Origin of the sequence: Fodinibius roseus (assembly GCF_900129315.1) — a bacterium.
Taxonomy (GTDB): Bacteria; Bacteroidota; Rhodothermia; order Balneolales; family Balneolaceae; genus Fodinibius; species Fodinibius roseus.
On record NZ_FQUS01000014.1, the window covers coordinates 1 to 22847 of the forward strand.

The following is a 22847-nucleotide window of genomic DNA, read 5'->3' on the forward strand; positions in this document are numbered from 1 at the left end:
CCCACGGCATCAACGCCCCGATCCCGGCTTCCGTTCGGGGAGCATGATCCGCTACCATGGCCGTCTCTGGGACAACACCGCTAATATTGGTTTTAATATCAGTGTCGGAACTTTTCTTCTGAGCAAACGCTGGTTCCATAAATAGCAGGGTAATAAGTAATACAAAAAGTATTCTCATGTTTAAAACAGCCTATTTAGTTATAAATAAAAATCGCTGATGCTCTACATTCTTTATTTGCTTTTAACCTTACCCAGTGGGCGCTGAACCCCTTTGGAAACTTAAATTCTTTTGATTGACCCGGTTCTACCGTTATTTTTTTAAATTTGTGCCATCTGTTATAGTCATCTCCCACCATATCAACATTCATAGCAAAATCAATTTCGATGTCAAACCGAACGGGACTGTCAATATCATGTGATAAGGTTAAGATTTTTTCGTCAAATCCTGTCATTAAATAAGGTTCGGAAGGATTGCCGGCATAAACCTTAGCATTTTTCCAGGGTCCACCGATCCCGGTGGGCTTCCCCAACTTCCAGAGATCATCCACATCGCCAGCCCATAAACCCACTTTATCGTCATCACTTTTAAAAAAATGTTCACTTTCGTCACTTATATTATTTTGACAACCAGCTAACACTAACATCCCCCTCCAGGAACAAAAATCAGTGATTCGTTTATTATGAGTAGTAATGGGTTTAATATGAGCAATACCTCCAGAATTAGGCCGGGGTAAGTAATACAAAATGCCATGAGCATTAAAGAGGTCTCGTTCGGTAACGACTTCCCGACGGTTTCGGGGCCAACCAAAATCGGTGGCCGAATCAAATGCAGAATCTCCTTTAGGCAGACGATAAGGGCGTCCATTTTGATCTTTTACAATAACGGAGGCCAAATCTACCGTAAATTCAGGAGTATCAATTCCTGCTTCTTCCTTTAGCTTTTTATGAGCTTGGGGATCTTTTACCCGATGCAGGTTCATATCTTCTCCTATTTCATAATAACCCGCTTCCTTAGCCTGATTTTTGCTGTTTACAGTCCATGCGGCAAATTCGAGCGTCCCACGATCTTCACCGCGAGGGCGGACCAAGCCGACGTTTCGGGGTACATCAGGTGCAGCCGGTGCCAACGCTTGAAAAAGATCAGGGTTATGAATTACTCCGCCGCCGGTGCCAAAATGAAAATATGCTGTAACGTACTTACCTCCCTTATTGGGAATCAACCGGATCCACTCAGCTTCCAATCCTTCCGAAAATGAATGATGAACATAACCGAATGGAGGTATATTTATCTCAGTTAGTTTCTCCCAATTGCCAGATCCTCTGCGATCAATCTCCACTGCAAATGATATGCCATATCTATTCTTATGGCTAATATGGAGCTGCCTGTTTGAAAATCCTTTAAAGGAATAGGAATCGGACGGAGTACCGGCTTCGATACTGTCATGAAGCCACGGGCCGCCAAAACCATAGGGACGCCCGTTATTTTTTAAATCTTCCCATTTTGTGAACCACAAGTTGGACTGCGATTGCCCAACTAAGCTTTCCCATTCTCCAAAAGTACTTAAAGCCGCATCATCACAGGCAAAGACAAGTTTATCATTCCATCGTGCAAAATCTCCGCTAATCTTCAGATGACTTGCTATGGGAGCGGGAGCGCGATAGTTATTCCCGGAAAAATCACCAAAGAACTCAAACCACATTCCGTGGTGATTCATCAAGTACTGCCCATCCGGTCCCACCTGACGAATACGGGGCCACTCCGTATGCCATCCATGCAAACCCTCATAACTGTAGTCTCCTTTGGGCAACCGGAAAGTATCCCATTCCCCGTCTTCACATATTTTCAGTATCAACGATCGATAATCCCATCCCAAGCTCCATAGGGGATCTTCTTCATTCATGTTACCATAAATTCCGCCTGGCCCGGTTACTTCTGTAAACTGCCGATTCTCAATAACCTGCCATTCCTCATCTTCTCCATCCCAAGAGGCCAAACACCCCGAAGGCAACGTAAAATCAGTCATATCACCTCCACCGATTCGTCCGTTGTTTGCATAAATTACATGTCCCTGCCCAGTATATCCTCCTTTGCCATGGTATCCAGGCAAACGTTCTCCGCCCATGGACCGATATCCCGTATAACCGGGATCATCTTGTTGACCGGATTGTCCGGGAGCTACATTCTGATCGCGATAGAGCGTATTAACTTCGAGTGTTTTGACATCTATTTCATACATTCCCTCCTCCATCGTCATATAATAAATTTTATCCGCAGGCTGGGTAAGATGCCGTGCATTAGCGGTTGGGCGACCGGGCATCTTATCATAAGGGATGGGACGAACATTTCGATCTTTATCTATGGCATAAGGCCCGATAAACAGTTGATTTGATTCCCGGTGAATCATCCGATTGGCTGGAGTTCCACCAATAGATTCTTTCCGTTTAATGATGTCAAGATTCTGAGTAATTTCATACAGCCCGTCATGGTCATTACCATAAGGATGATGAGGACTGTAGGTTACGGCCCACAGTCGATCGGCCCAGGGGACCACAGCACCAATACCACACTCTCCTCCGTGATTAAACATGGCTAAATGTGGATACCGGCCACTTATATTTAAGCAAGTTTTTTTTCCATTATCCCACTTATCCAGCCCCTTAATCGGCAAAGAGCTCAACATGATTCCCCCGCCCATTACCAAAGAAGTTGTTTTTATAAAATCCTTCCTTGAAATTTCTTCCATTATAGTCTTTCCCTTATCACCAATATTTTTCATCCTATGTAGCTTTATAAGTTAATTTCCCGATTTTCAGTTATTAAATTTTCCCCTTAGACTATCCATATCCCGGGAAAGCTCTTTAACTACGGAACGATACTTTTCATCATCAATTACGTTAGTCAATTCATGAGGATCGCTATCCAGGTCATACAGCTCTTCATAGGCTATTTTATCCCTATCATTTAATTCATAGGTCCGAATATATTTGTAACGTTGAGTCCGAACGGCATGAAGAGGCCAACTCCCCAGCTGCGGTTCAGGGGCTTCATAATAAAACCGATCTCTCCACTGAATTTTCTCTTCATGTTGAAGCAAAGGCAAAAGGCTCCTACCATGAATCTTATTAGGAATCTCAATATCAGCCAGTTCCATAAGGGTCGGCAAAATATCAATATTCAGAACCATATGTTCGTTTGTTCCCGGTTCTATGTTCGGACCATTAACAAAAAAAGGAACGCGTATAGACTCTTCATAAGCGAGGACTTTACTCGTAAACATATGATCCCCTATAAACCAGCCATTATCCGATAGGACAAAAATATATGTATTCTCATCTAAACCCTCTTGATCCACATATTGAAAGACCCTTCCTAAAGCAGTATCCATATCTGTTATAGCTGCGTAATAGCGTTTGGTTAGATTTGCCAGAGTATCGCGGTCCCGATACCCATAATCGACAGCCAATTGCCTATGCCGGCCTGTTTTCAGGTACGGCGGTTTGCCTGACAAGTCATCTTTCCAATCTTGGGGTGGGTCTAAATTAATATTCTCATATTTCTTAATAGTTTCTTTGCGAGCATCCCATTCGTGATTATGGTCTAAATGAGGCAGTTGAGGATTGAGAAATAAAACAAAAGGCTCATGATTATTTCTATTCTTCAAAAATTCTATTGCCTGGGCCGCATTATAATCCTCTATAAAACCACTTGCCGTTTTCTCTTCTCCCTGTTCAAATACTTTTCGATTATACCACGACCCATTAGAAATAAAATAGCTGTAAAAATCGAAGCCAATATCCTTCGGTGAATTCTCTAAATGCCACTTCCCAACCATTGCTGTCTGGTACCCAACATCATTAAAATAATCGGGGATTGTCCTCTCATCATCATTAATAGTCGGATTTTTATTATACGTGGTAACTCCATTCGCTGAACCATACCTGCCAGTCAGTAAGGCGGCCCTGCTTGGACTGCAAATCGAAAGTGTTACAAACGCATTTTTAAAATTAATTCCGGACCGGCTCAGAGAATCAAGTGAGGGAGTCAAAATATTCGTGTTATCATTTGCTCCAAGCGCATCAAATCGTTGATCATCGGTATATACAATAATAAAATTAGGAGATTCTCTGTTATCAGAACAAGCACCTATCAAAAATAAATACAGAATTATAAATAAATATCTTTTACTAACCATAATAATATATCCAGAAGGTGCCGGCAGACATCCAACTTATCTTTTAGCGCTATATATCCATCTACCGGCATTTCCTTTAATAGCTACTCAATCATCAGTAATTTGGATTTTGTTCTATTTCATCATTCACGTCCAGCTCAGCTTGCGGGATAGGCCATAGATAATCCCTGTCCGGATCGAACCCTAAGGGTAATACACTTCGATACTGATCCTTTAGTGCCCCATAATCCGGATGATAACCCAAATCTTCATCAATTTCGGGGGCACTTTCTATCTCACTATATGCACCACGCGGTCGTCCAACCAAATCACCCGTCATTACCTCCTCTATTATCCCCCAACGACGAAGATCAAATAGTCTAAATCCTTCGTTCGCCAATTCGACCTTACGTTCATACCGTATCTCTCTGCGAAGTTCTGTTTGATTCATAGTGACCACTGCAGGATATTCACTGGTTGCAGATGGATCAACTTCATAGGCTCTTGCCCTTACTCGGTTCATTGCATCTAATACCGATTGATCAATATCATTATTCTCAATTTTAGCTTCAGCATAGGTTAATAATACTTCTGCATATCGTATTAGAATCCAATTCAATGTAGATGCGTCAATGTTTCCCGGGAAATCTTCTTCAGCCAGATACTTACGCCATAAATAACCGGTGAAAGTAGCGAATGGATTTGTCACATCCTGATTACTAACTCTAATACTGTCCGTTCCTACGATTTGCCATGTTTCCGTACTGTCCGGATGCGTTTCGAATACATATCCTGCAAACACACTTTGAGGTCGGACAATTGAAGCATCCAAGCGTGGATCTCTATTTTCAAATGGATTTGATGGATCGTAAACGGATGAATCATCAATCGGTTCTCCATCACTGGCCTGATAAGAATCCACCATATATTGAGAAGGTACATTAGTGCTCCATGCCCCCAAATTTCTTGGGCCAAATCGTCTGGGGATACTTGTCGTCTCAACTCCCTGGCTATAAGGGACATCGAAAATCACTCCTGAACTACGAACACCTTCATATTGAAATTGTCCTTCATAGTCCGGGTACAAAGAATATTCACCTGATGCAATGACCTCTTCAGCGGCTTGAGCAGCTGTCCCATAATCTTCATTATACAATGCAACCCTCGCTTTTAAAGCAAGAGCAGCACCTTGTGTAGCACGGCCTTCATCGTCTCCCGACCAGTTTGCAGGTAAGTTTTCTGCAGCAAAATTTAAATCACCCATAATCTGATCTACCACTTCACTTTTAGGAGAACGGCCAATTTGCGATTCTTCCAATGATGGAATTTCTGTTATCAAAGGTACATCTCCATAGAACTCTATTAAATAATGGTAGAAATAAGCACGTAAAAATCTGGCCTCGGCTTGAATTCTTGCATAGAATTCTTCTGAGACTTTGTCTTCAGCCCGGGACATTTTATCCAGCAAATTGTTTGCCCTTCCAATGCCGCTATAAAAATGATTCCAGGTAGATTCAAAAAGGCCGGTTTCGGAGGAATGAGCGCCCGTTGCCAAATCCTGTAAACCACTTCCTCTTAAGAAACCAATATCAGTGGTATTGTCAATCTCTTCCCAAGCAGGTATCCCCCTACTCTGCCACCAAATATTTTCATACACCCCATTTATTGCCACTTCCAACTCGCTTTCATTAGAGAAAAAATTCACATCTGAAGGTGCATCCAAAGGTGCTTGATTGAGTTCATCCTGGCAAGAAAAAAGAACCGTAAAACTCAGTACTAAAAGCAGTAAAATATTTAACTTATTCATGAGAGTCATTATTTCGAATTAAAATTCTATATCTATACCTACGCTCATCAATCTTGTAACCGGGTAATAGGCACCAGATGTACCATTAGGCACATTGGGATCTACTCCTTGAGGCAAATCATCAAATAAGGTGAACAAATTCTGACCTAAAAAGAAGATCCTGGCGTTTCTTATAGCGAGACTACTTGTCAATTCAGTAGGAAGATTATATCCTATTTGCATGCTTCTTAACCTCAAATAGGAAGCATCATAGACCCAATAGTCAGTAGCCCTAAAGTTATTATGGCTGGTCGTCTGTGTCAGCCTTGGATAGCTGGCGTTTGTATTATTTGGAGTCCAATAATCGTCTGCCTGCCAGGTTCGTATCTTACCAGCATTCCATAAGGCCCAAACGGCATCACCTTGTAACATTACATCCCTGCTTCCAACCCCTTGAAAAAAAGCAGAAACATCAAAATTTCTATAGCTTGCCGACAAATCTATTCCATAATTAAAGGAGGGGAAAGGGTCGCCTATTATTACCCTGTCATCCGAATTGATACTCCCATTCCCATCCTGGTCCACATACTTAATATCCCCGGGTGCAACTTGTCCTGATTGCGTCGCATGTTCTTCAATCTCATTTTGGGAATTGAACAATCCATCCGACTCATATCCGTAGATTGCATTTATTGGATCCCCTACCTGGATAATTTCATTACCATCAATAAAGGGTCCTGCTCCTTTAAGATCAGTCACCTCATTATTAACATCGGACAGATTAAAAGCTATACTATATGAGAAATCAGTACCGATATTTCCGTTATAGCCAGCTTCAAACTCCCAACCCTTATTTTGTACCTCCGCAGCATTTTGAAAAGGTGCATTTAAACCGATAATGCGGGGTACGGGCAGCTGCAAAAGTATATCACTGGAAATCCGCTTAAAGTAATCAAAGGTAAAGTCAAAACGATCATTAAATAGGCTGGCATCAATTCCTATATCCAATGTCGTAGTCTCTTCCCATGAGATATTCGCATTAGCCAAATCTAATTGAGCGCCCCCTGTCACCGTATTTCCTCCGAATATATAGTTCTGCCCAAGATTTACAACAGAGGCGAAGGGATAGTTACCTATTTGTTGATTTCCAAGCTGTCCCCATGAACCTCTTATTTTCAAACTGCTGATAAACTCAGCAGTTTCCATGAATGATTCTTCAGAAATCACCCATCCTGCAGAAAATGAAGGAAAAATACCCCATCGATTATCCTCTGTGAATCTGGAAGATCCGTCATATCTTACGTTGGCTTCAAGCAGATATTTATTTTGATAATCGTAGTTTACCCGACCGAATAACGACTGCAATGCCCATTCTGCTGCACTTCCTGAATTTTGCATATTCGATTGTGAACCGGCATTCAACTGTTCAAAATCCTGCAGTGGAAAATTATCCCTGTATGCATCAAAATAATCGGTGCGGAAATGTATGAATTCATACCCGCCCAAAAGACTGATATTATGATTCTCCAAGCTTTGATCGTAATCGACGGTTAAATTTATATTATTTTCAAAATTCCTGGAAAAATTTTGAGAGAGCTCATTTTTGCTCGGGTGAATGCTTACAACTTCACCTGTGTTGGGATCAACTATCTCAAATTGTTTTCTCATGCGCTTATAAAAACCTGCCTGATATTCGGGTGAATACATTAAGTTTATCTCAATTGCTTCCGCAGGTTGATAGGAAGCATTTAAGCGGGCACGAACTTTCGAAGATTCATTCATTGTTATACCTCCCTCGTGTACGTTACCGACAGGATTATCACCATTCCACCCTGGTCCCCACCCGCCATTTGAGTATTGGGCTGCATATACAGGCGGAACTCTGTAAGCATCTTGGGTAATATGGTTAAGCCCTTCTGCCGGTTCTCGTCTATCACCTCTTTGTACATTAAGATCTACGGCAAAGTCAAATTTTTCAGAGACCGTTACATCGGTATTCAAGCGCACCGAATACCGCTTAAACGAAAAGTTAGGTATATTGCCGTTTTCTTCATCATATGTTAATGATCCCATATAACGTATTAATTCATTCCCACCCGAAATATCCAAATTCTGTTTCTGCTGAAATCCGGGGGCTGAAAATACAGCATCCACCCAATCTGTATTGGGATAGTTATCCGGATCTGACTGGTAATTATTTTCCCATTCTTGAATATAACTCTCTGACCATATAGGATCTTTACCCAAATTAGTCGCACCAATATTTTCTAACTCCATGAATCTTTTACCTTCAACAAACTCTGGCTGTCTTGTAGCTTCTTGCCATCCGACAAATCCCCTATAGCCAACTTGTACCCTTCCTTCCAGACCTCGTTTGGTAGTCACCAATATCACGCCATTAGCCGCCCTTGACCCATATACCGAAGCAGCTGCAGCATCTTTTAATACAGATATACTTTCGATATCAGAAGAGGAAACATCATCAATACTTCCCTCAACCCCGTCAATTAGAACCAATGGATTGGAATTACCCAGGGTTCCGGTTCCTCTTATTCGGATGGTTCCTTGGTTTTCTCCCGGTTGACCAGAGTTTTGAATAACCTGCGTACCTGAAATTTTGCCCATTAATGCCGATGAAGTCTGCACAGCAGCCTGCTCAGCGATATCATCACCTGAGATCTGTTTAATTGAACCAGTTACATTTTCTCGTTGCTGAGTACCATACCCCACAACAACCAATTCCTCACCGGCAATAGCCTGTGTCCGCAGGGCTACATCAATCTCCGTCCTCCCGTTAATCGGCACTTCCCGGGTTTGATACCCAACAAAAGAAAAGATAAGCGTATCCTGCAGCGACTCCACGGTTAACTCAAATGCACCGTCACTGTCGGTAGAAGTCCCGGTAGTCGTTCCCTTTACGATGACATTAACCCCCGGAAGTGTTTCGCCCGATTGAGCATCAGTAACCGTACCGCTTATTTCTTCCTGAGCTTGAATCTTCAACAGCTCCTCTTCGGAGTCATATACCAGTAAATAGCCATCCCGTGAAAACAGATAATCAAGCTTCGTTCCCTGTAGTACATAATCCAGGGCATCACTGACGCTTATCTTGTTATTCACCAATGTTACCTCCTTTCTTTCCATAATATCACCGCGATAAGTCAGCTTCATCCCGGTAATATCAGCGATTTCCCTTAGGGCTTCTTCAACAGTCAGCCCATCCACTACAACGCTGATCTTTGTGTCGAAATCGGTCTTATAAAAAGCTTCGTATTCATCCAGTATTGTTGCATACGATATTTCATTGTATGTATATTTTTGATTATTCTGAACTTGCAGCGCCTCCAGATCTGCTGGTAGAAATCCAACAATAATCAGGCATGTTAATCCGCATCGAATATACCGTATCCACTTATCCATTTGTCTGTCTCCACTATTTAACTTTAACATTTTAAACACCCACTGTTTTCAATGTATTTATCCCTGCTAATTCCCCTATCGGAAAAAAATAATCAGTTACTGTTTTTGGGCCTGTAAAATTCTATCTCATTCCCCTCCCGCCGGTACTCCATTTTCATAGAAGCAGATAGTACTTGTAAGATCTTGCTTAATTCCCTGTCTCTGAAGGTACTGGTAAAAGGCACCTCCAGGATACTCTCAGTGGCTGATACAGAAATATGAACATCAAATTTTCGTTCAATCTGGAGGAATACTTGTTTGAAGGGGACATTATCAAAATACATCCCTCCATTCAGCCAAAGAAGATGCTTATCAACGTCTATATTCCGAACGTCTGAAATTCCCTCTCCTTCTATTACACTCGTAAACTGTCCTCTGCCAAGCAGTACTCTGTCCCTCTGCCTGCCGTTTTCAGCTGTGCTAACCGCTACTTTTCCTTCACGTACCCCCACATCAACGGCGGCATCCTCTTTCCAGGCCCGAACATTAAATTTCGTACCAAGTACCTCCACATCTGCTCTACTGGTATGAACGACAAAGGATTTATCCGCATTGGAGGCTACCTCAAAATAGGCTTCACCCGTCAGATATACCTCTCGTTTTGATCCCTTAAATTGTTTCGGATAACGCAAGGAACTGGCGGCGTTCAACGTCACGACCGTCCCATCAGAAAATGATATCTGTGCTTTTTCACCCTTTTGAGTCTCAATATTCTGTTTCTGCTCTTGATATGTTTGTTCTTCTGTCCCTTGATCAGCCAGGTATTGCCAGGAAAAAAATCCGACAAAGACCATTAGCAATATAGCGGCTGCCGCTCGAAACATTGTTACCATGCGGCGACTGCCCGACGAAGTTCTGGTTCTGTTTCTTTTCTTTTTATTCGACAGAGGACCTCTCATTTCTCGAATCCGAAAACGGTCCCAGGCATCCTGGACACTCATCTCAAAATCTTCTTCCGGGGTAAGCGACCAAATTTGCTCCAGCTCTTCAACCAATTTTCTGTTGGCCGGATCTTCCTCCATCCAGCGCTCTACCTTTCGTTCTTCTGATACGGAACACCGGTCGGTAACATAGCGCTGTATCAATCTCCACATATCTGCTGTTGGCATCTTTCAAATCATTTTTTTAATACCTTTGTTAATAAGACGATTGAAAAATTCAGGACCCTGCAATTTATTTTCAATTAATTTTTAAATCATGCGGTAAAAATTTAAAAATACTTTAACAGGCCGCTTGCAAATCTCATTCATTCCCTCCTGGCGCTGTTATCAATAATTCCTGCAATCACACTTTAAAATCTTTTTTATATCGGAAGTTAATCCGAGTCTCAGGAGTTGACTGGCACGAAGTGTCCAAATAAAGCTCTTGTAAAATAAGGGGGGGGGTGGTTATACGGTCAGAGAAGCAATCAGAAGAAAGGGCAGCAGGTAGGACAGACGCTTCCGCAGTCGTTTTAACGTTCGGGTCATTTGTGACTCCACCGTTTTCACCGAAACATCCATCACTTCGGCAATCTCTTTATAGGTTAAGCCATCATGCCGGTGTAATTTGTAGGTCATCTTACTTCGGGGCGGGAGCGCCTCTATTTCTTTGTTTATGGCTTTTCGAATCTGTTCTTCTCGGCGGGTATCCTGCAAACGTATGGTGGGATGCTCTCTCTTTTCCCTCCACTGGGGATCATATTCATCCCGTACTTGCTCATGTTTCAGGTAATCCAGCGCCTGGTGCTTGACAGACTGGTAAAGATAAAGTTTTAGAGAACTGGTCGGATTCCACACTTTCCTGTTATCCCAAATATCGGCAAAAACTTCCTGGACTAATTCCTCTGCAACAGCCTTTGATTTTACATACCGCCAGGCAAAACGAGACAAATCATAAAAGTATTTCTTAAATAGTCGTTCAAAAGCTTTCTCATCCCCTTGCTGAACATTATCTATCCAGTTCTTTTCGTTGTAGTCTTCTGCATCCATCCAACTTTTTTAAATAAGCAATCAAAAACCACTTTTAAAAAAGCAACTTTTTCCTAAAAAACAAATAAATTTGTTAAACAATATTATAATCAAGGATAAAATTATTCCCTTTTTCCTGTCTCAAAAGGTGAAACATTAAAAATTTGTCTATGAAAATTTTTGGATCAAGCCGGATAACAATCGGGGTAACAATAATGGGCTTTTCCTTTTGAATGAATAAAGTAACTGTACAGAATGAGGCAACCCTATTTTTTATTATTTTATCAGAATCTATAGATAAGTCCCCGTAAAAAAAGCTTTACGATAAATATCTGGAATGGACCAGATCCTGATTCCCGGGGAGCAGTCTCACCGGAAAACCCAACAGTGCCGGAGCCGGGGCATCTCGGTCGAGGAGGCTACGCGCAAGGAATTGCAACGCCTGTGTCGGAAACTCAGAATCAACTTTGCGCTTCAGGAAGTCGGATAAAAATCTTATTCAAGCTCCTTAACTTTGATATTGCGAAATTCTATCCTGTTTCCATGGTCCTGCAAGCCTATATAGCCTTCCCGGGCGTCGCCGAATTCGGGATGCTCACGGAACTTGCTGTTGCGGATCATCTCGTACCACTCGTTGGTCCACAGTTCATATTCCACTACTTTCTCCCCGTTTTGCCAGTGCTCGATATTAGACCCGTCCGCTACTATTTTCACGGAATTCCACTGGCCAAAAGGGTTCGTATTCTGTGGTTGCGCGGGAATCAGGTCATACAGGGATCCCGCCTTGCGATTGCCGTTTTCTCCCCGCTCGGCATCGGGATGATTTTCATTGTCCAGGATCTGTACCTCCGGGGCCGACCAATAGATAGGCTGGGTCGGCTGCTCCATAGCCCGGTAGAAAATACCCCCGTTCGCACCTTTGGCCGCTTTCCATTCCAATTTCAGCTCAAAGTCGCCATATTTTTGCCGGGTAATGATGTCTCCGCCCCCTCCATCCGACAGTACCACTAAATTGCCCTCTTCCAAGGTCCATCCCTGCTCCGGAAAAGCTTCCTTGTTATAGCCCCGCCACCGGTCGGTTGTCTCCCCGTCAAAGAGCAAAGTCCAGCCCTCGTCTTTTTCTTCCTCTGATAATTCATTATGCTGGGCCTGGCTCATGCAACTGCTTGTGATGAGCAGTCCCAGCGATAAACTTAGCACGGATAAAAATTTCATAGCATTCATATAATTATCGTATTTAGTTAAAAACAGGTTAATAATTTTCTTTCTCTTATTAAAAAAGGATCAACATGTATCCCGTCGCTATCGATTCTATTTTCTCCAGGGTTTCCCGGTGATTACGCCTGCACTCCTTATATTCCTGTTTTTTAATCAGCGAGCATTTATTTTAATCCCGGCAATCCTTTCCCAGCAACACCGGAAGCACTCAGGCGGTACTTCTTTTTTTATCAGCGAGACCGATATGTTCAAGGGCTTCGTGAGAACAGCCCTGCCAGTCGTAGGGCTGGTTGCCCATATAGCCGATATCTTCAATTCCGATTTTACTAGACCAAAAACCGGAGGCCACCAAATCTCTGAACCGGTTAAAAAAGGTAACGCCCGGCTGCATTTCGGGTCTCGCCACATCCGGGTAGGCAATCTCATCAAGCATTTCGGTTTTCTCTTGCTCCGTGCAGTCTATAAATTTCTTATTGAACCGTTTCTGGCACTGTACATCCAGCCAGCTCAGTCCTCCGCGGATCGGCGTCTGGTTTTCGGGACGATCCAGCATCATGAAATCGATAAACTCCGGAACGCCGGCATCTTCGGCATTCCCCGAACGCTCATCGGCCGGAATAACCATGTTGGCCAATTGCCGTACTGTTTCAAACTCATGGTCGGTAAAAAACTGCGTTTCCCACTTCTCAAGGTCCTCTTCCGTTACGTGCTTCCAGAACTTGTGCTGTTTAGCCGCTTCTTCGGGAGCCTGCTCGCAGCCGGTCATCGCGAAACTGGCTGCCAGCGTTCCCAGGGACAACGTTTTTATCGCATCTCTTCTGTCCATAGTGTTTGTTCGTCTTTGGTCATGAGTCGCAAGTCACAAGTAAAAAGCACCGGAGATTAATCAAGGGCTTCTCACTACTGTAGGACTTATGACTCACGGCTATAATTATAGATTTCCTTTATTCATTTGATCAGCTATATACTCCGAGGTTCTCATCGACAAGGCCAAAATAGTCCATGTGATATTTTTATGGGCCATAGATACAAAGGGTCCCCCGTCGGCAACAAATAAGTTGGGAACATCGTGTGCCTGACAATATTCGTTAAGTACCGATGTATCGGGATCCTCACCCATTCGGGTGGTGCCGCACTCATGGATAATTTCACCGGGATTGGTAATGCCGTATCCCTCTTCTTTGGGAGGAATATCCCACAGCGGGGTTCCGTCCATCTCTTCTATAATACGGTGAAAAGTCTCCTGCATATGTTTTACCTGGTTATACTCCTGATCGCTCCACTCATAATTAAATCGCAATACCGGAATTCCCCATTCATCTACCACATTCGGATCTATTTCACAATAGTTATCTTCATAGGAAATAGCTTCGCCCCGGCCTGAAAAGCCAACCATGGAGCCATAATAGCGACGGTAATCTTCTTTTAACTGTTTTCCATAGCCACCACCGCCTTTGGGACGATCATCATAAATATCGGTATAATTCTGGATCCCCCCCATAAACCCGTAGCTCGGCATACCGCGTCCACCCCACAGTTCTACGTGATAACCCCGGGCAAAGTCTAAATTGCTGTTGTCTTCCCACCAGGGGATGTACAAATGCATTCCGCCGGTACCATCTTCATTGTGAGCAGGCGCATTCATGAGGTCCGGGATAAGCCCCATAACCGATGTCCCGGTCGAATCATTGAGATATTTCCCAACCACTCCGCTCGAATTGGCAAGCCCATTGGGAAAATCAGCAGATTTTGAATTCAAAAGCAACCGGGCGGATTCGCAGGCGCTGGCTGCTAACACTACGACCTTCGCCCGAACTTTATACTCTTGCTTGTCCTCCTTATTAACATACGAAACCCCCGTGGCTCTGCCATCGCTATACGTCACCTCGCGAACCATAGCGCCGGTCCTAATTTCCAGATTCCCGGTATCCAGGGCCGGGGGAAGCAATACGGAGGGCGACGAAAAGTTAGAATGCGTGGAACAACCGCGGTTACACTGCCCGCAATAATGGCAAGCCGCTCGGTCATTATGAGATTCCGTAATAATCGACAAACGGGATGGAATACATGGAATACCCATATCATCGCAGGCATCCTTAATCAAATATTCATAGCAACGCGGTTCCGGGGGATCCATATAAATCCCTCCGGGGGCATTCGGAATACCTTCGTTCGTTCCAAAAAGCCCGATCAGCCGATCAATCCGGTCATAGTAGGGTTTGACGTCCTCGTAGTTAATGGGCCAGTCATCTCCGTGTCCATCGATACTCTTCCCGTTGAAGTCATCCGGACCAAAACGCAGCGAAATACGTCCCCAGTGGTTCGTCCGTCCCCCCAACATGCGGCCCCGGAACCAGTCAAAATTACTGTCGTTCTTTTGGGTATAAGGCTCGCCCTCAATATCCCAACCGCCGAAACAGGCGTCGAATTCTCCAAAGGGCTGCAGTCGGGTGCTGGCCCCGCGGCGGGGCGACTCATAGGGCCAGGTAAACATGGCAAAATCCTCCGAATCGAACCATCCCCCGGCTTCCAGCATAACGACATTTGCCCCCGCCTTGGTAAGCTCATGGGCCGCCATTCCGCCCCCGGCTCCGGAACCTACAATACAAACATCATACTCTTCGGGACTTTCTTTAATCTGCATAAATATTATCCTGTATACTTGTTATATCTCAAATTATACGAAGGCTTTGCAAAACGGTTCTTTTGGCCAATCGCTGCATTTTTGCGCATTTAACACCCTCATATAGGCCTTGTATGCTGGGGTTTTGAATGCGCTCAGGGGTTGATATTGACTAACATTCCTGATTTTTCAAAGCCTTCTAAAACTACTGGTGTGTAAATAAAAATTACACTGGCTTTCTATTCCTACTATTAAAACAGAATGTTGCATTCTAATCGAAATATATTCGAGATGCAAATCCAACACCAAGAAAGTTTAATACCCCGGATTTTGTTCAAGTGCAGGATTGGTCTGGATTTCATCATCCGGAAGCGGGTACAACAGATGATGTTCTTCATATGTTTGTCCCCAGTTATTGGATTGACCGACCACATCAACAAAGGTGATCTCACCCGGATTGCTTTCCGAGGGTACGGGGTATTGCCGGGTTCGCTGAATATCCGACCAGATCTTAAAGTTCAGTGCCAATTCACGAAGTCGCTCTTTCCAAACTTCCTCAACGAATTCCTGCTCGGAAAGTCCGGTTAAAGAAGCTTCAATCTCACTTCTGTCCGTTTGCCAGTAAGCACGATTTCTTACATCCGTAAGATAGGAAACAGCTTCACCGGTGACCCCTTCCGAACGGGCGATCGCTTCCGCCGCAATTAAAAGGACGTCAGCATAGCGATACACTCTGATATCTCGTCCCCCTCTGCCGGTCTCAAAGATAGCATCTTCCTCGAACCACAGGTAGGGAGCCCACTCTCCAAATTGATATTCTTGTCCGCCGCGTTCGAGGGAATTATAAAACAGCTGTTTATTCTGTATTCGAAGATCTTCATCCGGATTATAGAACCGGGTGAATTCTTCTATAGGCCGATAGGCATTTAAGGTACGCCCGTAATTAATTCCTTCCGGTCGTATGACGCCCGGAACCGTTATGCGGGGATACTCGCTGGGATCGATCTCTGATTCATATTCGATCCCATAAATATACTCCCGGTCGGTATCTGAGGTACGCATTTTATTATAAGCACTCTCCTCTGTGGATTCTCCGTGTTGTACCAATTCATGGGTGCCGGACTGGATAACGGCTCTTGCAGCTTCGGCCGCATTGGCATAATGAGCAGTCTGCTGAAGAGGATAACCGGCCATTTGAAGATTAACCTCGGCCAACAGGGTAGAAGCGGCGGCCTCCGTTATCCGGTAACCGTTCATCGAAAATGCTCCCTCGGTTAATGATCCCTGGTTCAGTGCCCACTCCAAATCCGCTATAATTTGATCATATACCGTTTCAGAACTGGTCCGTTCCACCTCTATATTCTCTAACCCTTCTACCGGTTCCGTAACCAATGGTACATCGCCGAAAAATTTAACCAGGGAGAAATAATTCAGAGCTCTGAAAAAACGGGCTTCCGCCAGCAATTGATTCTTTTCGTCGTCAGATAATCCAGCCATATCCGGAATATATTTCAGGGCTGTGTTGGCCCTGGATATCACTTCATAGTGACCCGACCACCAGCCGTCAAAAAATTGATTCAACACTTCGGGACCAACCTGAAGGTCCTGGGCGACCTGTCCCTGTATGCGTTCTCCCTTCCCTTCGTTGTCGAAATAGCCGGACATGTAGCCGCCCATCATGACATCAGCACCTCCGAAGCCCCCGGAATCGTAAAAGCTCTGACCCTGCCCATCCCGGTACAGCCCATTCACCAGTCCGCGGGCGCCTTCCGGCGTATTCAGCAGCTGGTCCACAGAAATTTCATCCTTCGGGGTTTCCGCCAAAAAGTTATCACACGAACTGAACGCCCCAAAAGACAATACGAGAACAAAAATTAACTTCTTCATAATGTTAGAATATGTATTTTAAAAAATTCGTGTTTAAAACCTGAAGTTCACTCCAAGGGTAAATGTTCGCGGCTTGGGATACTGGTAAAAGAAAATGTTTTGTGTATTCGGATTTCCCTGCCATGACGACCCTTCGGGGTCGTGACCTTTGAAGTCGGGATGATGAATCACAAATGCATTTTCCAGGCTTGCCGTAATCCTCATTTGCTGCACCCCCATCCGGGAGGTCATATTCTGGTCGAACGTATATCCTACCGAGAAAAGATTCCCCCTGATATAGGAACCGTCGACGATCCAGTGACTGTCAGCCTGGGTATTTTGTCCGGAAATAGGCTGGTGCCTGATTCGCTGAATGGGCGTGTCCTGATTGTCTACGGTCCATGCATCATGCAGTTGGGTGCTGATCCCATTCGTAAGCGCCTGCCGGTCTTCGGCGGTATGTAAGAACTGCTGCATGATTTCACTGCCATAGACAAACTGCAGATCAGCCGTAAAATCAAAGTTTCCGAAATTAAACTGGTTGGAAAAACTTCCGGTCCAGTCGGGCATGCCATGACCGATAATTTGCCGCTCTTCCGACCGTTTGGCCTCTCCCGGTATTCGACCAGCATCAGCAGCCTCTTCCGCTTCGTCGGTATTCCATGTACCCATCCGCTTGAACCCATAAAAGGTGCCTATCGGCTCTCCTACTCTGAGTATCGTCTGGCTTCCGGATACCCAGTTGGGACCCGGGAAAATATCTTCATCCTCAGCGCCCAGACTTTCAACCCTGTTGATGTTGTAATTAAAGTTAAGAGTAGTAGACCAGAAAAAGTCTGAAGTCCGAATATTGTTGGTTGTCATCATAAAATCCACCCCGCGGTTCGATACAGATCCCACATTGTCCATAACCACGTCAAAGCCGGTGGTAGCCGGGATCGGACGGTCAAGCAACAGATCATCCGTGAGTTTATAATAGTAATCGGCTTCTAACGATACGATCTGGTTGAACAGGTCGAGCTCCACTCCGACATTGTACTGGGTGGTTTTCTCCCACTCCAGATCCGGGTTGGCTAACCTCTGTAAACTACTGGAGGTTCGACGCGTTCCCCCGATTAAGGCCGTCCCTGAACTTATGGTCGATAACGACTGGTAAACTCCGATTTCAGTATTGCCGGTTTTACCTAAGGAACCTTTAAACTTTAAATAGTCGATAAATTCTATATCCGACATAAAATCTTCGTTTGAAGCCGTCCAACCCAGTCCCAACGATGGGAAAAAACCATATTTATTGTTTTCCCCGAACCGGGACGATCCGTCCAATCTACTCGTAAAAGTTGCGCTATACGTTTCATCATAGGTATAGCTTCCGCGGACAAAATAGGAATTCATTGTCCAGTCATAGGCATTGGAGGCCGGAATGCTGTTAATGTCGGTTGCCGCATCAATATTGTTGGTGCGATACAAATCGTTGGGAAACTCCCGCACATCCGAAGAATTGGCTCTGTAGTCCGTTCCCTGCCAGCTGGCTCCCAAGACCGCGTTAAGACTGTGGCTACCGCTATCAATGATATAGGTAAGATAATTTTCATTCTGCCAGTAGGTGGTTTCACTGTTTTCTATGCTGGCATTTCCTACCGACGTGGATGGAGATTCCAGGTCAGTCGGCTGGTAGTTACGGGCTTCAAAATTGGTATTATTTATTCCGAATTGCGTACGGAATTCTAAGTTTCCCGTAATCTGAAATTCAGCAAAGGTATTACCGAACAGTTGAATTCGATCCCGCAATCTGTCTTCTTCCAGAGCGCGATGGACCGGATTAGGTTGGCCTTCAAGGGTCAGGCTTTGCACATCGTTAAAGTGCGTATATGAACCATCTTCCCATCTTACCGGCAGTATGGGAGCAAACTCAATCATTGTCCGGCGGATCTCCTGGCCACCGCCTCCTTCTTCAATATTGTTTTCCCAGGTTTTATTTACGGTTAGGTTTGTTCCTATGGATAACCAGTCAGTGGGATCGGCATCATACACAATTTTAGCGCTGGCGCGTTTCATCCATGAATTGAGAATAATTCCCTCATTATTGGTATAATTTAAAAATCCACCGAAAGATGACTCTTCTCCTCCCGATTGTACTCCTATCTGGTGATTGTGTGAAAGAGCTGTTCGCGTGACGGCATCCTGCCAGTCGGTATCATAAATAGGGTTACCCTGATCATCAAACAACGTTCCTATATCGGGAGAAAGGTCTAAGGTAGGCTCTTCACCCGGTGCATAATCATCAAACAGAGGGGCATTTTCATAGCCGATCCGCTGAACCTCCATAAACTCTTCAGCATTCATGGCATCCATGCGGCCCCGCATCCTACCGACACTAAAAGAGCCATCATAACTTACAGTAACACCTTCGCCGGCCGAATCACCCCGCTTCGTGGTCACTAAAATAACTCCGTTAGCTCCCCTTGAACCGTAAATGGCCGTAGCTGAGGCATCCTTCAGTACTTCAATGCTTTCAATGTCGTTTGGATTCATATATTCAATGCCATTTTGCATTGCAACACCATCGACAACATATAACGGGTCCGTATCGGCATTTATAGACCCGGATCCCCTGATCACTACCCTGTTGCTTCCGGTGGGAGCACCGGAATTGGTAAAAATGTTAACTCCTGCTACTTTACCTCTTAAACTCTGCAGGGCGTTGAATGAAGGTTGTTTTTCCAACTCCTCTCCGGATACCATTCCGATTGAACCGGTGACATCGGATTTCCTCTGAACGCCATAACCGGTGACAACCAGTTCCTCCCCCGATACGGCTTGAGACTGTAGCGCCACATCAATTACAGTCCGCCCGTTGATCGGTACTTCACGAGTTTGGTACCCGATAAAGGAAAAAACCAGGGTGTCCTGCAAAGAGGGAACATCAAGTTCAAACTGTCCCTCTGTATTAGTAGAAGTCCCGGTGGAAGTCCCTTTGATCAAAATATTTACGCCCGGCAACGTTTCTCCTGTCTGGGCATCCGTGACGGTCCCCGAAATAACCTCCACAGCAGCCTCTTTTTTAGAATCCTCCCGTTTTGTCAAAACCAGATGATTGTTCGGCGACAAAGCAAACCGTAATCCCGTCCCTTCCAAAACTTTCCATAGTGCTTTATTAATGGTCACATTTTGCAAATTTATTGTTATGTGCCTTGACAAGGGAACCTGTTGGTCACTGTATGAAAGCTGAAAGCCCGCCCTCCGGACAATATTCTCAAGAGCGTTCTTTATTGATACATTCTCAAATTCCAGCGAAATCATTTTATTGAGAGATGTAGGAGTCGCACGACTGTAGTTTAAATCGATACCGGATAAAACAGAAGCCTTGGTAAAAAGGCTGCCGTCATTACCGGCTGTCGTATCTTGAGCCTGCAACGAATGCATGGTGAAAAAAAACACTGCAAAAAAGCAGATTAATTTTATTCCCCTTCTGTAAATTCTGAATCGGTTTCGTCCTATCATAAAACCCCCGTTAATTGTTAGTTTACCTGTTTATGATTTTTTAAATAAAAACTGATATTTCGGCCGTCTCTTTGAAATTCTGCATTGAGAGAGAGCGCGAGGATATTTATCACCTCCAGCATGGGTTCATCACTAAATGAAGCTGTCACCTGCCGGGAATAAAGAGCGGTATCCGTTACAATCTTAACATTATACCACCGCTCCAGTTGAGGTATGACTTTTTCGAAAGGAGTTGATTCGAAAACCATTCGGCCATCCTTCCATGCAAAATAAGCTGAAACTCCTTTTACCCTTGTTACCTGCGGCTCTCCGTCAGAACCCAGTAACCCCACCTGATTGGCAGTCAGGTGAAGATCCTCGGCAGCAGACCTGCCAGAAGAGCTCAGGGCCACTTTTCCCTCTTCAACAACAACCTGCACTCTTTCATCCTGAGGATAGGCCTTAACGCCAAATCGTGTTCCTAAAACTCTGGTGGAAGAATGACCGGAATAGACAACGAACGGGACACTCGGATCGCGCGCTACATCAAAGTAGGCTTCTCCCTGCAGCTGGACACTGCGTATGCTGTCTCCAAAAGTTGATGGAATTTGAACGCGGCTGTCGGCATTCAAATACACCTGCGTCCCATCCGCTAACCGAAACGAGGTACGCTGTCCCAGTTCCGTTGAAATTTCCTGGATCTGGGATTTTTTTTGAGCAAGTTCTTGATCGGTTGCCCCGAAGTTCGGCAGAAAAAAATACATCAAAACTCCGGCCAGTAATATCATGGCTGCGGCAATGGAAACGGCAACCGGCCGCCTGTACCCTTTTCTTCCGGGTTTGCCAGATTGAATGGATTGAAAGCCTGTTAACGTTTTTTGAGATGCGTACTCGCCCTCCCCCTCCTTTTCCTCTGAAATTTTTTCCCTGAAAGAGTTCCAGGCATCTTTAGCATCCACCTTTATATTGTGATCGGGCTCGATGCTCCAAATTTTTTCAAGAGAATCATAAAACGCCTGATTTCGTTGATCGGAACGAATCCAGTGCTCCACCTTTTCTTTTTCTGCCTGGGTGCATTCATCCGACAAATACTTGTGCAGTATCGTCCAGTTCATATATTACCGGTGACTTCTAATCTCAGTTTATAATGTTCCTCTGTTGTTAATACAACTGAGAAAAGAGGTACCCTGTAATATTTTTTATTTTTCTTCCAAAAAAAGAAAAAATATTCGATATCCCGTGAAAGATATTCAAAAGCTCACCTGTAATATCACTGTAAGTGGCTTTGAAAAACGTATCAAATAAATGATTATGCCATTCCATGAGTACTTCAGCCTGCCTGACCGCAACACGATTGCACGGAACGGAAAGTATTGCACAGGTGTCTATAGGTCCCGGACTCAATGCATGAAGGAGCATAATAACATCACAAAAATCATGGAAGACTTTGGCATACCAGGAATCTTGACCAATACCAACCCTGAGCGAATTCAGAACCGCAGCACATAAGACATAAGTGAGCATGTTGAATGCGCAAAGATGCAGGGATTGGTCAAAAGAACGGTATTGCAAAGTCGCCTCTACAGATACTGCGAAAGAGAATTGCGTAACTTTTTAAGAGCCCTGCTCATCTGGGACTCCACGGTTTTAACAGATATATCCAGGACGTCTGAGATTTCCCGATAGGTGAGCCCGTCTTTCCGGCTTAGCTTATAAACTTGACGGGCACGATCAGGAAGATTTTCAATTGCTTTTTTTGCAGCCTTCTCAAACTCCGATTGCTCCCCGTAATGATGTGTCTGGGTTACCGGGGTGGGTGATAACCATTCAATTTTGCTATTATACTCCTCCGCCAGTTCCTGATGCTTAATATGATTGAGGGCTTTGTTTCGAACGGACTGATATAAATAGGATCTTACGTCTTTTTTTGAATCAAGCGTTTCTCTTGACTTCCAAACCGCCAGGAACACTTCTTGTACCAACTCCTCAGAAACATGCCGTGAGCGGGTAAACTGCCAGGAAAACTGGCACAGGGGTTCATAAAACCTGAGAAAAAGCTTTTCAAATGCTTTTCGATCTCCTCCCTTTATTTTTTTGACCCATAACTTTACGCCTTTTTTCATATTCCCCAGATGACTTCCGGCAGAGCATTTAGATTTTCTTATGATAAACTTTAAAGTTAAAAAAATCTATCGGGAATCAGAATATCTTTGGCCGGGCAAAGCGACCGGTCCCTTGGTCTTGATAATTGGCAAAAACAAGCACCCTCAGTTGACACTAACCCGTGTGGTCAT

The 22847-nt window shown here is 44.3% G+C and carries 15 protein-coding genes; 1 reads left to right on the top strand and 14 read right to left on the bottom strand.

The features are described from left to right. Positions 1–194: 194 nt before the first annotated feature. From BUB16_RS13140 to BUB16_RS13165, 6 genes are all read right to left on the bottom strand, one after another. A complete protein-coding gene (locus tag BUB16_RS13140; protein WP_139240303.1) occupies positions 195–2744 on the bottom strand; it encodes a hypothetical protein in 2550 nt (849 codons plus the stop codon). 66 nt (positions 2745–2810) lie between these two features. After that, positions 2811–4193, bottom strand: coding sequence for a sulfatase-like hydrolase/transferase (locus tag BUB16_RS13145; protein ID WP_084088273.1), 1383 nt, complete (start codon positions 4191–4193; stop codon positions 2811–2813). 94 nt (positions 4194–4287) lie between these two features. Continuing rightward, positions 4288–5979 carry a RagB/SusD family nutrient uptake outer membrane protein gene (locus tag BUB16_RS13150; RefSeq protein WP_073065140.1) on the bottom strand — a complete coding sequence of 564 codons (1692 nt, stop codon included), beginning with the start codon at positions 5977–5979 and terminating at the stop codon, positions 4288–4290. Between the two features lie 18 nt (positions 5980–5997). After that, positions 5998–9378 (bottom strand): SusC/RagA family TonB-linked outer membrane protein, encoded by a 3381-nt coding sequence (locus tag BUB16_RS13155; protein ID WP_073065144.1) that lies wholly within the window; start codon positions 9376–9378, stop codon positions 5998–6000. A gap of 92 nt (positions 9379–9470) precedes the next feature. Continuing rightward, a complete protein-coding gene (locus BUB16_RS13160; protein WP_084088276.1) occupies positions 9471–10526 on the bottom strand; it encodes a FecR domain-containing protein in 1056 nt (351 codons plus the stop codon). A gap of 279 nt (positions 10527–10805) precedes the next feature. Further along, a complete protein-coding gene (locus BUB16_RS13165; protein ID WP_073065150.1) occupies positions 10806–11387 on the bottom strand; it encodes an RNA polymerase sigma-70 factor in 582 nt (193 codons plus the stop codon). A gap of 316 nt (positions 11388–11703) precedes the next feature. Between BUB16_RS13165 and BUB16_RS21550 the strand changes: the two genes are divergently transcribed. Then, positions 11704–11856: a hypothetical protein gene (locus tag BUB16_RS21550; RefSeq protein WP_170864388.1), complete on the top strand. Its 153-nt coding sequence runs from the start codon at positions 11704–11706 to the stop codon at positions 11854–11856. Between the two features lie 5 nt (positions 11857–11861). Here the strand turns inward: BUB16_RS21550 and BUB16_RS13170 are convergent, their stop codons facing one another. The 8 genes from BUB16_RS13170 to BUB16_RS13205 form a co-directional block, all read right to left on the bottom strand. After that, positions 11862–12581: a 3-keto-disaccharide hydrolase gene (locus BUB16_RS13170; RefSeq protein WP_073065385.1), complete on the bottom strand. Its 720-nt coding sequence runs from the start codon at positions 12579–12581 to the stop codon at positions 11862–11864. A gap of 211 nt (positions 12582–12792) precedes the next feature. Beyond that, positions 12793–13410 (bottom strand): gluconate 2-dehydrogenase subunit 3 family protein, encoded by a 618-nt coding sequence (locus BUB16_RS13175; protein WP_073065153.1) that lies wholly within the window; start codon positions 13408–13410, stop codon positions 12793–12795. Between the two features lie 105 nt (positions 13411–13515). Beyond that, positions 13516–15228 (bottom strand): GMC family oxidoreductase, encoded by a 1713-nt coding sequence (locus BUB16_RS13180; protein ID WP_073065158.1) that lies wholly within the window; start codon positions 15226–15228, stop codon positions 13516–13518. 294 nt (positions 15229–15522) lie between these two features. Further along, positions 15523–17094 carry a RagB/SusD family nutrient uptake outer membrane protein gene (locus BUB16_RS13185; protein WP_073065161.1) on the bottom strand — a complete coding sequence of 524 codons (1572 nt, stop codon included), beginning with the start codon at positions 17092–17094 and terminating at the stop codon, positions 15523–15525. Between the two features lie 33 nt (positions 17095–17127). Beyond that, positions 17128–20574 carry a TonB-dependent receptor gene (locus BUB16_RS13190; protein ID WP_139240304.1) on the bottom strand — a complete coding sequence of 1149 codons (3447 nt, stop codon included), beginning with the start codon at positions 20572–20574 and terminating at the stop codon, positions 17128–17130. Positions 20575–20591: 17 nt separating this feature from the next. Beyond that, the gene (locus tag BUB16_RS13195; protein ID WP_073065165.1) at positions 20592–21668 is read right to left on the bottom strand and encodes a FecR family protein; all 1077 of its coding nucleotides are present in this window, start codon (positions 21666–21668) and stop codon (positions 20592–20594) included. 46 nt (positions 21669–21714) lie between these two features. Further along, positions 21715–22125 (bottom strand): hypothetical protein, encoded by a 411-nt coding sequence (locus tag BUB16_RS13200; RefSeq protein WP_139240305.1) that lies wholly within the window; start codon positions 22123–22125, stop codon positions 21715–21717. An 8-nt stretch (positions 22126–22133) separates the two neighbouring features. Beyond that, positions 22134–22676 carry an RNA polymerase sigma factor gene (locus tag BUB16_RS13205; RefSeq protein ID WP_073065171.1) on the bottom strand — a complete coding sequence of 181 codons (543 nt, stop codon included), beginning with the start codon at positions 22674–22676 and terminating at the stop codon, positions 22134–22136. Between the last annotated feature and the right edge of the window lie 171 nt (positions 22677–22847).

Coding starts and splice junctions, on each gene's coding strand:
- BUB16_RS13140 (WP_139240303.1), bottom strand. CDS start 2,744: ATGGAAGAAATTTCAAGGAAGGATTTTATAAAAACAACTTCTTTGGTA.
- BUB16_RS13145 (WP_084088273.1), bottom strand. CDS start 4,193: ATGGTTAGTAAAAGATATTTATTTATAATTCTGTATTTATTTTTGATA.
- BUB16_RS13150 (WP_073065140.1), bottom strand. CDS start 5,979: ATGAATAAGTTAAATATTTTACTGCTTTTAGTACTGAGTTTTACGGTT.
- BUB16_RS13155 (WP_073065144.1), bottom strand. CDS start 9,378: ATGGATAAGTGGATACGGTATATTCGATGCGGATTAACATGCCTGATT.
- BUB16_RS13160 (WP_084088276.1), bottom strand. CDS start 10,526: ATGCCAACAGCAGATATGTGGAGATTGATACAGCGCTATGTTACCGAC.
- BUB16_RS13165 (WP_073065150.1), bottom strand. CDS start 11,387: ATGGATGCAGAAGACTACAACGAAAAGAACTGGATAGATAATGTTCAG.
- BUB16_RS21550 (WP_170864388.1), top strand. CDS start 11,704: ATGGACCAGATCCTGATTCCCGGGGAGCAGTCTCACCGGAAAACCCAA.
- BUB16_RS13170 (WP_073065385.1), bottom strand. CDS start 12,581: ATGAAATTTTTATCCGTGCTAAGTTTATCGCTGGGACTGCTCATCACA.
- BUB16_RS13175 (WP_073065153.1), bottom strand. CDS start 13,410: ATGGACAGAAGAGATGCGATAAAAACGTTGTCCCTGGGAACGCTGGCA.
- BUB16_RS13180 (WP_073065158.1), bottom strand. CDS start 15,228: ATGCAGATTAAAGAAAGTCCCGAAGAGTATGATGTTTGTATTGTAGGT.
- BUB16_RS13185 (WP_073065161.1), bottom strand. CDS start 17,094: ATGAAGAAGTTAATTTTTGTTCTCGTATTGTCTTTTGGGGCGTTCAGT.
- BUB16_RS13190 (WP_139240304.1), bottom strand. CDS start 20,574: ATGATAGGACGAAACCGATTCAGAATTTACAGAAGGGGAATAAAATTA.
- BUB16_RS13195 (WP_073065165.1), bottom strand. CDS start 21,668: ATGAACTGGACGATACTGCACAAGTATTTGTCGGATGAATGCACCCAG.
- BUB16_RS13205 (WP_073065171.1), bottom strand. CDS start 22,676: ATGAAAAAAGGCGTAAAGTTATGGGTCAAAAAAATAAAGGGAGGAGAT.